This is a genomic window from Vibrio sp. 10N.261.45.E2, from assembly GCF_002875705.1.
Classification (GTDB): Bacteria; Pseudomonadota; Gammaproteobacteria; order Enterobacterales; family Vibrionaceae; genus Vibrio.
The window spans coordinates 177,835-191,670 of record NZ_MCZZ01000111.1; the positions used below are offsets into that span (position 1 = coordinate 177,835).

At 44.8% G+C, this 13,836-nt stretch carries 11 protein-coding genes and 1 pseudogene; 9 read left to right on the forward strand and 3 right to left on the reverse strand.

Going from position 1 to position 13,836, the window contains the following annotated elements; genetic code table 11:
* Window positions 1-468, reverse strand: a pseudogene (locus tag BCT34_RS24415) (hypothetical protein); the annotation flags it as partial.
* A gap of 242 nt (window positions 469-710) precedes the next feature.
* Between BCT34_RS24415 and BCT34_RS24325 the strand changes: the two are divergent.
* From BCT34_RS24325 to deoD, 7 genes are all read left to right on the forward strand, one after another.
* A complete protein-coding gene (locus BCT34_RS24325; RefSeq protein ID WP_157934848.1) occupies window positions 711-866 on the forward strand; it encodes a DUF5363 family protein in 156 nt (51 codons plus the stop codon).
* Window positions 847-1,659 (forward strand): TatD family hydrolase, encoded by an 813-nt coding sequence (locus BCT34_RS08755; RefSeq protein WP_076655977.1) that lies wholly within the window; start codon window positions 847-849, stop codon window positions 1,657-1,659. The genes BCT34_RS24325 and BCT34_RS08755 overlap by 20 nt, the downstream gene beginning before the upstream one ends.
* 204 nt (window positions 1,660-1,863) lie before the next feature.
* Window positions 1,864-3,126: a NupC/NupG family nucleoside CNT transporter gene (locus tag BCT34_RS08760; RefSeq protein ID WP_076655980.1), complete on the forward strand. Its 1,263-nt coding sequence runs from the start codon at window positions 1,864-1,866 to the stop codon at window positions 3,124-3,126.
* Between the two features lie 522 nt (window positions 3,127-3,648).
* The gene (gene deoC / locus BCT34_RS08765) at window positions 3,649-4,425 is read left to right on the forward strand and encodes a deoxyribose-phosphate aldolase (protein ID WP_010436196.1); all 777 of its coding nucleotides are present in this window, start codon (window positions 3,649-3,651) and stop codon (window positions 4,423-4,425) included.
* Window positions 4,426-4,535: 110 nt separating this feature from the next.
* Window positions 4,536-5,864 carry a thymidine phosphorylase gene (deoA, locus tag BCT34_RS08770; RefSeq protein WP_076655982.1) on the forward strand — a complete coding sequence of 443 codons (1,329 nt, stop codon included), beginning with the start codon at window positions 4,536-4,538 and terminating at the stop codon, window positions 5,862-5,864.
* A gap of 76 nt (window positions 5,865-5,940) precedes the next feature.
* Window positions 5,941-7,161, forward strand: a complete 1,221-nt coding sequence (locus BCT34_RS08775; protein WP_076655985.1) for a phosphopentomutase — start codon at window positions 5,941-5,943, stop codon at window positions 7,159-7,161.
* A gap of 64 nt (window positions 7,162-7,225) precedes the next feature.
* Window positions 7,226-7,945 carry a purine-nucleoside phosphorylase gene (gene deoD, locus BCT34_RS08780; protein WP_004734474.1) on the forward strand — a complete coding sequence of 240 codons (720 nt, stop codon included), beginning with the start codon at window positions 7,226-7,228 and terminating at the stop codon, window positions 7,943-7,945.
* Window positions 7,946-8,041: 96 nt separating this feature from the next.
* Here deoD and BCT34_RS08785 read toward each other — a convergent pair whose 3' ends face one another.
* Window positions 8,042-8,653, reverse strand: coding sequence for a YtjB family periplasmic protein (locus tag BCT34_RS08785; protein WP_076655999.1), 612 nt, complete (start codon window positions 8,651-8,653; stop codon window positions 8,042-8,044).
* Window positions 8,654-8,762: 109 nt separating this feature from the next.
* Here BCT34_RS08785 and serB point away from each other — a divergent pair, with 109 nt between their 5' ends.
* Window positions 8,763-9,743, forward strand: coding sequence for a phosphoserine phosphatase (serB, locus tag BCT34_RS08790; protein WP_076656001.1), 981 nt, complete (start codon window positions 8,763-8,765; stop codon window positions 9,741-9,743).
* Between the two features lie 110 nt (window positions 9,744-9,853).
* Here the strand turns inward: serB and BCT34_RS08795 are convergent, their stop codons facing one another.
* Entirely contained in the window at window positions 9,854-12,199 is a 2,346-nt protein-coding gene (locus BCT34_RS08795; RefSeq protein WP_076656004.1) for a PilZ domain-containing protein, read from the reverse strand.
* Between the two features lie 161 nt (window positions 12,200-12,360).
* On the opposite strand from BCT34_RS08795, the gene radA reads away from it, so the two are divergent.
* Window positions 12,361-13,740, forward strand: coding sequence for a DNA repair protein RadA (gene radA / locus BCT34_RS08800; RefSeq protein ID WP_076656006.1), 1,380 nt, complete (start codon window positions 12,361-12,363; stop codon window positions 13,738-13,740).
* Window positions 13,741-13,836 lie beyond the last annotated feature (96 nt).

The following is a 13,836-nucleotide window of genomic DNA, read 5'->3' on the forward strand; positions in this document are numbered from 1 at the left end:
AACAGAAACAGTGCGCTCATTATGCTCAGGCATATCTATCGTTGTGTCATCTTCGATAGGGTTTTCGATAACTGGTTCAATGGGGTTAACGATACCTGGAGTCGTTGGTAAATCGTTGTCTGGAAGGGCGGGAATAGTTGGAGTAGCTTCGTCATTTGAAGAAGAGCTTGCAGTACCAGAAAGCAACCCTGCAACCAATGCAGCTGAAGCCGCACCAACAGCAGCCCAAGTACCGTTAGACTGTTTCTCGTAAGTTACGTCATCGATTGTGGCTGTCGTGCCTGGAGTTGCATTCGCGTATTGTTCGTTTAACTTATACTGAACAGAAGCATCAACAGCTTTCATTTGTCCATCAATAAGCTGGAGTGTTTGTTGGTTCGCTAGCTCTACATCAACTTGAGGTGCAGCAGCAAAAGCTGGTGCAACTAACACGCTAGAAATTGAAATGGCTAAGAGTGATGCTTTCATAATGTAGGATCTCGTCGTTTAATTAGGCGTCTTGCTATCAGTGCCTCCTTGGCAAGTACGTCTATTATTTGTGCTGACGAGGTTTTCAACAATATAGCCAGCTAGTGTTGATGTATAAATTTAATTTATACTTTGCGGTTTTTAGGTTAATTGTTGAGCTTAAATTTAATTTGTATGTGTAGTTTTGATGTCCGGTTTTATGTGTTTTTTTTGTGAGCGTTGAGGCGAGGCTTGAGGTAAGTATGTTGGGTTGGATAAAAGCTTGGATTAAAAGATATGATAAGTGGTGTGAAGAGCTGGGTTTAACACCTGAGAATAAGCGCAGCTGTGTGCCTCATCGTCGTGATCCTCAAGAACAACAAACAGAGAGTGGGGAAGATGACACCAGAGTTCAGTGATTTTTCGCTATTTGATACTCATTGCCACGCGGACTTTGACGCCTTTGACAGCGGTATTTCAGTTGAGCAGAGCATTGATGGCTACCTAAAAGACGCGAAACAAGCCCAAGTAGAGAAGTTAATCATTCCTTCTATTGACCAAAGTAACTGGAAAAAACTCGATGAAATCGCTCAATCTCATCCCAGTATTTACTATGCATTAGGCTTTCACCCGTACTTTTTAGAGCAAGCTAATGACGAGCAATTTTCAGAACTTCGCCAATTACTCTCTGCAAAAAACAGCCAATGTGTCGCGATAGGAGAGTGCGGGCTCGACTTTTTTGTGGACGTTGAACGAGAGAAACAAGAGCGCTTTTTTATCCAACAAATGGAGATTGCGAAGGCGTTTGACCTGCCTTTAATCATCCATGAGAGAAAGTCTTACAACCGACTTATTGAGCTAATAAAGCAGCACAAGTTCACATTAGGTGGTGTGATTCATGGTTTTTCAGGGAGTGAACAGCAGGCTTTGGCGTGGATTAAGCTCGGTTTCTATATTGGTGTCGGTGGAACGATAACTTACCCAAGAGCGCAAAAAACACGCACAACCATCGCAAAATTGCCCCTTGAAAGCTTAGTATTGGAAACCGATGCACCAGACATGCCCATGTATGGAAACCAAGGAAATGTTAATCATTCCAAATATTTAGTTACGATCTTAAATGAACTTTTTTTGCTTAGAAAAGAGCCAAAGCAATCGATTGCAGCGCAAATTTGGCAAAATAGCCATCGCGCATTCGGTATATGTGAATAAAATCGAAGGTTTTTGTTTATCGTTTGCGTAAATTGCACTGGGCTTGTGATTTGGCTCACATTTGCGTGTGAATGGTACATGAATCTTCTACGAAAGTGTGAGGACGGCATTACTTTATTAGTGGTCGCATGAGTATAATTGCCCCCGCTTTATAGCCCCATTTTGTAACACGCCAATAAATAACTAATAAGGAAGTCATAAACTATGAGCCTGTTTATGAGCCTAGTCGGAATGGTTGCACTGATCGCAATCGCAGTACTACTATCTGACAACCGCAAAGCTATTAATCTAAGAACAGTGGGTGGCGCTTTCGCTATCCAATTCGCACTTGGTGCATTCGTACTTTACATCCCTTGGGGGCGTGATCTACTTGCAGGTTTCTCTGCTGGTGTAGCAAACGTGATCGACTACGGTAAAGACGGTACTGGTTTCCTATTCGGCAGCCTAGTTAACTTCTCAGTTGACGGTATCGGTTTCATCTTTGCTTTCCAAGTACTACCAACTCTGATTTTCTTCTCTGCTCTTATCTCTGTACTTTACTACATTGGTGTTATGCAAATTGTAATCAAAGTTCTTGGTGGTGGTCTTCAGAAAGCTCTAGGTACTTCTCGCGCCGAGTCTATGTCTGCAGCAGCAAACATCTTCGTTGGTCAAACTGAAGCACCTCTAGTTGTTCGTCCATTTGTTCCTAAAATGACTAACTCTGAACTATTCGCAGTAATGTGTGGTGGTTTGGCTTCTGTAGCTGGTGGTGTACTAGCAGGTTACGCATCTATGGGTGTACCTCTAGAGTACCTAGTTGCAGCGTCATTCATGGCAGCACCTGGTGGTCTACTATTCGCTAAAATCATCAAGCCTGAAACAGATACGCCAGACGACAACATCGCTGACGAAATGGACGGTGGCGATGACAAACCAGCTAACGTTATCGACGCAGCAGCAGGTGGCGCATCAGTTGGTCTACAACTAGCACTTAACGTTGGTGCAATGCTACTAGCATTCATCGGTCTAATTGCTCTAATCAACGGTATCCTAGGTGGCATCGGTGGTTGGGTTGGTATGGAAAACCTAACTCTAGAATTGCTTCTAGGTTGGATCTTCGCACCGCTAGCATTCATCATTGGTGTTCCATGGGAAGAAGCAACTATCGCTGGTTCTTTCATTGGTCAGAAGACAGTTGTTAACGAATTCGTTGCATACCTAAACTTCGTACCATACGTTGGTGAAAACGCTCAAGTTGTTGCAGCAACTGGTCAAGTGATGTCTGAGAAGACTCAAGCTATCATCGCATTCGCACTATGTGGTTTCGCAAACCTTTCTTCTATTGCGATTCTTCTAGGTGGTCTAGGTGGTATTGCACCAAGCCGTCGCCACGACATCGCACGTATGGGTGTTAAAGCGGTAATTGCTGGTACTCTATCTAACCTGATGGCAGCAACAATTGCTGGCTTCTTCCTATCTTTCTAATTAAGTAGATTTAGATATATAGACGCCATAATAATATCGCCCCGTAGCAAGAAATTGCTGCGGGGCTTTTTTGTTTTTAGGCCTAGTGATTCTTTGGCTCGAGCATAAGTATCAGCTTGAAGTCGGTAATGGGGCTAGAATGTTTTTTTGAGATACAAACCGTTTGCGTTCTAAGGAGCACTACAATTTATTGATGGATACCTATAATGTATAAGCTAAAGGGATAGGATGTCTCTGTTGGCAAGAAAGTAACCTCGAAACCAACTCGAACGTTATTCTTCTGGGATTAAGCCAAAATTAGCGATACGCTATAGATGTTAGACACAACATGACTGATTTGTTGTGCCATAGACCAAACTGGTACTGTGCGGTGACAAGGATTGCAATTGGTAGCGAAAGTTATCAAGTCTTCAGGGAACCAAGTCCGTTCATTTGTGACTACTGAGCATTACTAAAATATCCATCTATACTGGATGGAGGGCGAAGTAGTTAACTATTTGAATATATTGATCGGAGATAGAAATGAGCGATTTAAAAGCAGCAGCTCTACGTGCACTTAAACTTATGGACCTAACTACGTTAAATGACGACGACACTACTGAAAAAGTAGTGGCACTTTGTCATGACGCGAAGACTGCAGTAGGCAACACCGCTGCAATCTGTATTTACCCTCGCTTTATCCCAGCAGCTAAGAAAGCGTTGCGTGAGCAAGGTACTCCAGAAGTACGCATTGCGACTGTAACTAACTTCCCTCATGGTAATGACGACATCGAAATTGCGGTTGCAGAAACAAAAGCAGCAGTAGCGTACGGCGCAGATGAAGTTGACGTAGTATTCCCATACCGCGCTCTAATCGCTGGCAACGAAGAAGTTGGCTTTGAGCTAGTTAAACAGTGTAAAGCAGCTTGTGGTGATATCACGCTTAAAGTGATCATCGAAACAGGTGAGCTTAAAGAAGAAGCACTGATCAAGAAAGCTTCTCAAATCTGTATCGAAGCGGGTGCAGATTTCATCAAAACTTCAACAGGTAAAGTGCCAGTAAACGCGACTCCAGAGTACGCACGCATGATGCTTGAAGTTATTCGTGACATGGGCGTTGCTAAAACAGTTGGTTTCAAACCAGCTGGTGGCGTACGTACTGCTGAAGATGCAGCACTGTACCTAGCAATGGCTGATGAGCTACTAGGCGCTGAGTGGGCAGACAACATGCACTACCGTTTTGGTGCTTCAAGCCTATTAACTAACCTTCTTAATACATTAGAAGTGACAGACCAAACTGCTGATCCAGCAGCATACTAATATCCCAATCGGGTGTAACAAGATTTAGTCTGTTTGATGGAGTGGCATTAAGTCACTCCATATTACCTCTTTCCCTACAAACCATACTCACTAGAGTTTGGGAGGCACTAATGTATCTACCTCAAGAAATTATTCGCAGAAAACGTGATAACGAAGTACTGACCACCGAAGAAATTAACTTCTTCATTCAAGGCGTGGCTAAAAACACGGTTTCTGAAGGCCAAATTGCAGCATTTGCAATGGCTATCTTTTTTAATGAAATGACAATGCCAGAGCGTATCGCACTAACGTGTGCAATGCGTGACTCAGGCATGGTGATTGACTGGAGCCACATGAACTTTGATGGCCCAATCGTTGATAAACACTCGACTGGTGGTGTTGGTGACGTAACTTCTCTGATGCTTGGCCCTATGGTGGCAGCATGTGGCGGTTTCGTTCCAATGATCTCTGGTCGTGGCTTAGGTCATACCGGTGGTACGCTAGATAAGCTGGAATCTATCCCTGGTTACAACATTACACCAACCAACGATGTGTTCGGTGAAGTAACTAAAGATGCTGGTGTTGCGATCATCGGTCAAACAGGCGATTTAGCTCCGGCTGATAAGCGTGTTTACGCGACTCGTGATATCACAGCGACAGTAGACAACATCTCGCTAATCACAGCTTCAATCCTATCTAAGAAACTGGCTGCTGGCCTTGATTCTCTAGTGATGGATGTCAAAGTAGGTTCAGGCGCATTCATGCCGACTTACGAAGCCTCTGAAGAGCTAGCGAAATCTATCGTTGCTGTAGCAAACGGTGCAGGTACTAAGACAACAGCAATCCTAACGGACATGAACCAAGTTCTGGCTTCTTCAGCGGGTAACGCAGTAGAAGTTCGTGAAGCGGTTCAGTTCCTAACGGGTGAATACCGTAACCCACGTTTGTTAGAGATCACTCTAGCATCGTGTGCTGAAATGTTGGTGTTGGGTAACCTGGCTAAAGATTCAGATGAAGCGCGTGAAAAACTGATGGCTGTACTGGATAACGGTAAAGCAGCAGAGTGCTTCGGTAAAATGGTAGCGGGCCTTGGTGGCCCAGCAGACTTCGTAACGAACTACGATAACTACCTAGAAAAAGCAGAAATTGTTAAGCCAGTGTACGCGCTAGAAAGCGGTGTGGTATCAGCAATGGATACTCGTGCAATTGGTATGGCTGTGGTTGGCATGGGCGGTGGTCGCCGCGTAGCAACTGACAGCATTGATTACGCAGTCGGTTTTGATCACTTCATTCGCCTTGGCGAAGTGGCAAATGAAGAGAAACCATTAGCAATGATTCATGCTCGCAACGAACAACAGTGGCAAGAAGCTGCAACAGCATTACAAAATGCAATCACTGTGGGCGGAGAATATACAGCAACGCCAGACGTTTACCGTCAGATTCGTTCTGAAGACGTGTAAATAACAGGTATCGGCATACCTAGTGTATGCCGATAAACAGAGTTCTGGTGCAAAGAGCAATAAGTTGGTGAAGAAAATGAAAAGAGCATTTATTTTAGTTTTAGATTCATTCGGTATCGGTGAAACAGCGGATGCGGACAAATTCGGTGATGTAGGTTCTGACACTATGGGTCACATCGCAGATCATTGTGACCAAGGTCTTGCAGACAATGCAGATCGTCAAGGCCCACTGAAGCTGCCAAACCTGTCTAAGCTAGGTCTAGCTATGGCTCACAAAGAGTCTACAGGTCGTTTTGCTCCTGGTATGGATGCAGACGCTGAAATCATTGGCGCTTACGGTCACGCTGCTGAACTGTCTTCTGGTAAAGACACACCATCAGGTCACTGGGAAATCGCAGGTGTTCCTGTACTGTTTGACTGGGGCTACTTCACCGACAAAGAGAACAGCTTCCCTAAAGAGCTGACTGACCGCATTCTTGAGCGTGCTGGTCTTTCTGGTTTCTTGGGTAACTGCCACTCATCGGGCACTGAAATCCTAGACAACCTAGGTGAAGAGCACATGAAGACTGGCCTACCAATCTTCTATACTTCTGCAGATTCTGTTTTCCAGATCGCTTGTCACGAAGAGACATTCGGCCTACAAAACCTATTAGACCTTTGTCAGATTGCTCGTGAAGAGCTAGAAGACTACAACATTGGTCGCGTTATCGCGCGCCCGTTCGTTGGCCCAGGTAAAGGTCAATTTGAGCGTACTGGTAACCGTCGTGATCTTTCTGTTGAGCCACCAGCGGCAACTATCCTACAGAAACTTGCTGATGAGAAGGGCGGTAACGTTCACTCTATCGGTAAGATCTCTGATATCTACGCAGGTTGTGGTATCACTCAGAAAACCAAAGCAACAGGTATCCCTGCGCTATTTGAAGCGACTAAAGAAGCGATCAATGAAGCGGGCGACAACACTATCGTGTTCACTAACTTCGTAGACTTCGACTCAGCTTACGGTCACCGCCGTGATGTTGCGGGTTACGCAGCGGCACTTGAGTACTTCGATGGTCGCATCAATGAAATCATCGATATGATGAAAGAAGATGATGTGCTTATCCTAACGGCTGACCACGGTTGCGACCCAACATGGCCAGGTACAGATCATACTCGTGAGCACATCCCTGTGATTGTTTACGGCCAGAAGGTCCCAGCCGGTTCTCTAGGCCGTCGTGATACGTTTGCAGATATCGGCCAAAGCTTGGCGTCATACTTTGGTACATCGCCAATGGGACACGGTACAAGCTTCCTATAATAGTTAACTAAGAGAGAGGGAAACCTCTCTCTTCTTTTTTGTTTTGAGATTAAGGATATTTTCAATGGCTACTCCACATATTAATGCTGAAATGGGTGATTTCGCTGACGTAGTTCTCATGCCAGGTGACCCGCTACGTGCTAAATACATCGCTGAAACCTTCTTAGAAGAAGTGGTTCAAGTGTGCGACGTTCGTAACATGTTTGGTTACACCGGTACTTACAAAGGTCGTAAGGTTTCGGTAATGGGACATGGTATGGGCATTCCATCTTGTTCTATTTATGCGACTGAGCTGATCAAAGACTTTGGTGTGAAAAAGATCATTCGTGTTGGTAGTTGTGGTGCAGTGAGCGAAGATATCAAAGTGCGCGATGTGGTTATTGGCATGGGCGCATGTACCGACTCTAAAGTGAACCGTATTCGCTTTAAAGGTCACGACTTCGCAGCTATCGCAGACTACAAAATGGTACGTGCGGCAGAAGATGCAGCCAAAGCTCGCGGTGTTGATGTAAAAGTCGGTAACCTATTCTCTGCTGAGCTGTTCTATACGCCAGATCCAGAGATGTTCGAAGTGATGGACAAGTACGGCATTGTTGGCGTAGAGATGGAAGCGGCAGGCATCTATGGTGTATGTGCTGAATACGGCGCAAAAGCTCTAACGATTTGTACTGTTTCTGATCACATCAAAACGGGTGAGCAAACCACATCAGATGAACGTCAAACGACTTTCAATGACATGATGGTTATCGCACTAGATTCAGTGCTTCTTGGTGACCAAGAATAATATTAAATTGTCTTAGCTTGATAAGTTAACAGATAACAAAAAGCCCCGTTGCTGCCTGAGCATCGGGGCTTTTTATTGTATTTCTGAATTAGCTCATTATGAGCTTACATTTTTCAACAGTAAGTTCTCACCAGACTTGGTTGGTCTTCTGCGGATCAGCATGATGAACAACACGCCACTCACAAACCCCATCAACACCATACCAATCATGTAGCGATCACTTTTGCGGTAGTGGTGATCAGAAATCGCCGTCATTTTACCGGTTTCAAAAGTCACTCGAATAAAACCAATGATCGTTTTCTCTGGTGAATAAATCGGTTCAACCAATTGTTGTCTGCCGATACTTGCTGTTGAAAGTGGTGTATCTAAGCCAAGAACCTCGCGTACCGAAAGGGCTTTTTCACTCGAAGCCAGTCGAATACCCTCTGCATCATAGATGGTGGTATCGAACACCAGTCGATCTTGAGATAGCTGATTAGTGAGATCAAGCAGTCGTTCTTGGTCTTGTTGCGTGATCATCTTGCTGGCTGAAAGTGATGCCTGAGAGATAAGCAGCTTGGTAAGAGTTTCCAGCTGTTTCGCTTGGATCTTCTCGTTACCTTTACTGATCACGACTGTATTTTTAATCGTTACAACGAACATGGTAGCCAACAAAATGAGGGCTAGCATTCGTAAAGCGTTACGTATTGAGAACAATGATTCATTCATGTTTCACGAAGCCTGAAATAAACAAATGTTATGATTAAGACATATTGAGACTTGCGTTTTCAAATTGCAATAGGTTAACGTTTAGCATAGTTAATTAGGAATCATACACATGGACGCTCAGAAATATCTGCCGATAAAAAGGCATACCACATTATTAACTCGACTCCCCGAGACTCGTTTTGCTTCTCAACTCGCTAAATCCAAAGCTAATTGGATTGTGTTTGGTGAGTACCTATCTCCACAATCTTTCGATGACATCGACTTTTTCACTGGCACTTACAACACCATCCTCGATACGTGGAAGGTTGGGCATTATGAAGTGGCGCTGATGTCAGGCAACCTAACACCAGCACATGAAGAAATCCTCCAAGCGCTAAAGCTTGATTATGCTTGCCTTAGCGAGGTCCCAGACTTATCTAAGCCAGGTTTGATTGTAATGGATATGGATTCCACTGCGATTCAGATTGAATGCATTGATGAAATTGCCAAGCTGGCTGGAGTCGGTGAGTTAGTCTCTGAAATAACAGAGCGAGCAATGCAAGGTGAACTCGATTTTGAACAAAGCCTACGTCAACGAGTAGGAGCACTGAAAGGTGCGGATGAGTCGATATTAGAGCAAGTGCGTCAATCATTGCCATTCATGCCAGACTTGGTCGGGCTGGTGAATACTCTGAATAAGCTTGGTTGGAAAACAGCGATTGCATCAGGCGGCTTTACTTACTTCTCTGACTACCTGAAAGATACCCTGGATCTAGACCACGCTCAGTCAAATACGCTTGAGATCATCAATGGTAAGTTGACGGGTGAAGTCCTAGGGGATGTGGTTTCGGCGCAGACTAAAGCGGATATCTTGGTAGAGTTAGCTGAAGAGTACGAATTGGAACTGCACAATACCGTTGCCGTTGGCGATGGTGCTAATGACTTGGTGATGATGGGCTCTGCAGGTTTAGGCATTGCTTACCACGCGAAACCAAAAGTAAAGCAACAAGCTCAAACCGCTGTGCGTTACGCAGGTTTAGGCGGGGTGCTGTGTATCTTGTCGGGTGTATTAGCTAAGCAACAGAAGATCAGCTGGCAAGCGAAACCTTAGCGTTGCTTAATAAGCTCTATTAGTCGCAAATTATAGTAGAGCTCAGATACAAAAAAAGCAGGTGATGAGCCTGCTTTTTCTATTTTCAGATCTGGTACATTGATGCAGATCTAACGAGTAAGCTCCAATCGAATCAACACTTCATCGGTAATATCTTCAATTTCACCGTAACCGATAAACGCAGTAACCTCATTTTCTAGCTTCTTAGCTTGGTGCATGCTGATGCGTGAAAGCTCTTCTAAATCCGACTGGAATAAACTCGTTAGTGGATTAAAGATAGGTGCAGTAGTTACTCGCAATACATACACGTCACCTAAGTGCTGTGCTTTCTTAATAAATAAGATGCGTTCCTTTGCTGAGGCGAAGTCTTTAACCAACTTAGTGTGTACTGATTGGATCTTGTCGCCAAACTTAACCGCAGCAATGTACACGTCATGGTGTTTAGGCTCTGCACCTTCAATTCTTTTCAATGGTTCAGCCAACAGTGAGTTAGTGTGCCCTTTGAAAATAGGTTCGAGTGAGAACTTTTGGTTGTGGCCAAGCTTAGCGAGTAACGTTAGATGCTTATTCAGTGGGAAATTTACACCAATGATCTTACAACGCAGTGTTGAACTTGGCTTATCAATGAATATTGGGTTACTGACCATCTTGCTCAACAAAATGTTGTGCAGAGATTCGAGCAGCGAATGTGTTGGCAGTATCTCTTTTTTCCTAATCAGCTTACTTTGGTTTTGATCGATAAGCCCATTAAGGAAAGCGATGGTACGCATTGTTTTAGCGTTCTCGGCAATAACCAGCTGCACTTTACGGCCATTGGGGCTCACTCGAATTACATGGTAAGGCACAGTGCTCAGTGGTAGGTTTTTGTCATAGAGCTGCAGTTCATTGAAGTTCACTAATACCGGGTCATTAATCTTGAGTACCATTGGGTGCTCAAGGCTAATGCTCAGTCCACGCTTTGAGATATCTAAGGTGTGCCCGTTTGCGGCTGCGCCATCTTGTGATGTTAATTGCAACGGAGATTTAAATTGGTATCTCGGCTCTTTACGACGAGTCGACGAGTCAAAGTAGATACTTTTAATATTGCCGACAACCGTACGCGGGTGACGGAAGCGGTTCAGTTCACTGCTTGGAATACGTGGCTTTTCACTCAATAGATAGTCTGCTGCGCTTTCGTGATCGCCGATCTCTTGTAAGATACCGCAATGCGTCAACTGAGCTGAGCTTTGCGCCAGTGTGTCTGAGTGTGTCGCTAAGGCTTGTCGCTCTGTGTCTGAAAGCTCGAATACTGAGAACTTGAACGCCTTCCAACTTTTACGCTTACCGCCGATATGCCAAAACAGCTGTCTTTGTTCACGAGAGGCTTCAGGGAGCATCATTGAATAGAACAAGGTCTTGTTTTGGTGTTCATGGGTAAATGAGTAGATAACGTTACTGGTTCCCTTCACGCCAGGTTTAACCAATAAGTTCATACGCTGCTCGTTGAACAGAGTTCCCAGAGCTTGTTGGTTTCGCTCGTCGTGCCAGTATTGCCATAACGGATGGTTGTTATCAGTCAATAGGGCAAGCTTGAGTTCGCTACCGCTGAAGAACAGGGGAAGATTACAAGTATGCTTTAGATAGGTGTGTTCGATTCCTCGAGTACGAGTTCGAATGATCCTATCTTGATTCTCATGGCTGGTTTTCTTACTGGTACTATTTAAAGACTCATCGAGCAAGCGAGCCACAATATTGTTGTCGCTTACCTTGATGGTTCTTAGGAATTTGACTGCGTTGTTCTCGTAAGATTCGTCGATACCCAAAACGCGAAATTCAATCGCTTGGTTAACATCGTTCTCTTGGGATTTCTCGACAAGCTCTGTGAACTTTACGCTGATGATCTCGCCAAGGTTGTATCGAAAGGCACTCGGCACCTTGAACTTTGCACCCGATGGGGAGATATCAACGGTGACACCGTGTAGGCTTTGCCCTTTTGATGTTGTGATCTCAACCTGCGAGCTAATCTTGAGTCTGTTCTCTTGACGTTTTAGGTCGTAACCTAGGTTAATAGCTTCCGCTTCATACGGGCTATTGGCGCTAGTAATGTCGTGGTTACCTTGAGAAGAGGTTTTCACAACACTCAGTGGTTGAGTGCGTGGAGTCATAACTAACTCCCATGCGCCTTCTGTGTAACCTTTAAACTTTTTAGTACCACGTTGATACGCGTTTAAGGCAATATCATCGAGCCAGTGTTTACGGCCGTCTAACGTGAACTGACGACATTCAGTATCAATGCGCCCGCGTAAATCAATGCTCTTTGTACACGGAGCCATGATACGATTCAGTTCCATTTTAACCAGCAGTTTTAGAGACGGAGATTCGCCTTCTGTCATTTGAGAAAGAAGGAATTCGAAATCTTCGGCGTGGTAGGCCGGGATAAGACGTTCTGCTACAGATAGAATTTCAGATTGCTGCATACTTTTCTTGTTAGAATGGACGGTGCATTTATGTTATCGGCTAGTTTAAATCGATCTTTAAGTATAAGTGGTATGACTGCAACGTTTATTTTTATCCGTACGGTCAAATAAGTCACAAATTGACAACATCATTGTGTAACTGAGTAAATAATTGAGGTTTTATGGCTAAGGCAAAACGAGCTTATGTGTGTAATGACTGTGGTGCTGACTTTCCACGTTGGCAGGGGCAGTGCAACGCATGTGGTGCTTGGAACACGATTACAGAAGTTAGGTTAGCCGCTTCACCTCAGGTCGCGCGCAATGAACGATTGAGTGGTTATGCTGGTGGTGCAACCGAGTCTTCAGTTCAAACACTGTCGGAAATCGACTTGCAAGAAGTGCCACGCTTTAGCAGTGGTTTCAAAGAACTCGACCGGGTACTTGGTGGTGGTGTGGTACCAGGTGCTGCGATCCTGATTGGTGGTAACCCAGGTGCGGGCAAATCAACGTTATTGTTACAGACCATGTGTCTGCTTTCTTCTCAACTACCGACTCTTTATGTCACAGGAGAAGAATCTCTACAGCAGGTTGCAATGCGCGCCTCTCGACTTGGATTACCGAAAGAGCACCTAAAGATGCTCTCAGAAACCAACGTGGATAAGATCTGTCAGGTTGCCGAAAAAGAACAACCTAAGATCATGGTTATCGACTCGATCCAAGTTATGCACGTTGCGGATGTTCAATCCTCTCCGGGCAGTGTTGCACAGGTTCGTGAATCGGCAACCGCATTAACGCGCTACGCAAAACAGAATAACGTTGCCGTGTTCTTAGTTGGACACGTAACTAAAGACGGCACTTTAGCGGGGCCAAAAGTGCTTGAGCACATCATTGACTGTTCAGTTCTATTGGATGGCGGAACCGATAGCCGCTTTAGAACACTGCGTAGCCACAAAAACCGTTTTGGTGCAGTGAATGAACTGGGTGTATTTGCGATGACTGGCCAAGGGCTCAAAGAAGTCAGTAACCCATCGGCTATCTTCTTGTCTCGTGGTGAAGAAGAAACCTCGGGCAGTTCGGTTATGGTAGTGTGGGAAGGGACTCGTCCACTTCTTGTCGAAATTCAAGCGCTGGTGGATTATTCACAGCTGGCGAACCCACGTCGTGTCGCTGTCGGCCTAGAGCAAAATAGGCTTTCGTTGTTATTGGCGGTGCTGCATAAACACGGCGGCTTACAAATGGCTGACCAAGATGTGTTTGTGAATGTCGTCGGTGGTGTTAAAGTAACCGAAACCAGTGCTGATCTTGCGTTGGTGATGGCTCTACTTTCAAGTTTCAGAGATCGCGCATTGCCAAAAGATGTGGTGGTATTTGGAGAAGTAGGCCTAGCGGGTGAGATTCGACCGGTACCAAGTGGACAAGAGCGTCTGAATGAGGCATTTAAACACGGCTTTAAGAAAGCGATCGTACCGGCAGCAAACATGCCTAAAGGTGGCATTCCTGGAATGCAGATCCACGGCGTGAAAAAATTATCGGAAGCAATTAATGCTTTTGATGAGTTGTAATTGAGCTCACTTCAGCTACTCTATACAGCAGAAATTCAGTCTAACTTGAGCATGATATTCGCCCTAAGTTAGCACTAAACTAAACAGTCACTTAGA

Coding starts and splice junctions, on each gene's coding strand:
- BCT34_RS24325 (WP_157934848.1), top strand. CDS start 711: ATGTTGGGTTGGATAAAAGCTTGGATTAAAAGATATGATAAGTGGTGT.
- BCT34_RS08755 (WP_076655977.1), top strand. CDS start 847: ATGACACCAGAGTTCAGTGATTTTTCGCTATTTGATACTCATTGCCAC.
- BCT34_RS08760 (WP_076655980.1), top strand. CDS start 1,864: ATGAGCCTGTTTATGAGCCTAGTCGGAATGGTTGCACTGATCGCAATC.
- deoC (WP_010436196.1), top strand. CDS start 3,649: ATGAGCGATTTAAAAGCAGCAGCTCTACGTGCACTTAAACTTATGGAC.
- deoA (WP_076655982.1), top strand. CDS start 4,536: ATGTATCTACCTCAAGAAATTATTCGCAGAAAACGTGATAACGAAGTA.
- BCT34_RS08775 (WP_076655985.1), top strand. CDS start 5,941: ATGAAAAGAGCATTTATTTTAGTTTTAGATTCATTCGGTATCGGTGAA.
- deoD (WP_004734474.1), top strand. CDS start 7,226: ATGGCTACTCCACATATTAATGCTGAAATGGGTGATTTCGCTGACGTA.
- BCT34_RS08785 (WP_076655999.1), bottom strand. CDS start 8,653: ATGAATGAATCATTGTTCTCAATACGTAACGCTTTACGAATGCTAGCC.
- serB (WP_076656001.1), top strand. CDS start 8,763: ATGGACGCTCAGAAATATCTGCCGATAAAAAGGCATACCACATTATTA.
- BCT34_RS08795 (WP_076656004.1), bottom strand. CDS start 12,199: ATGCAGCAATCTGAAATTCTATCTGTAGCAGAACGTCTTATCCCGGCC.
- radA (WP_076656006.1), top strand. CDS start 12,361: ATGGCTAAGGCAAAACGAGCTTATGTGTGTAATGACTGTGGTGCTGAC.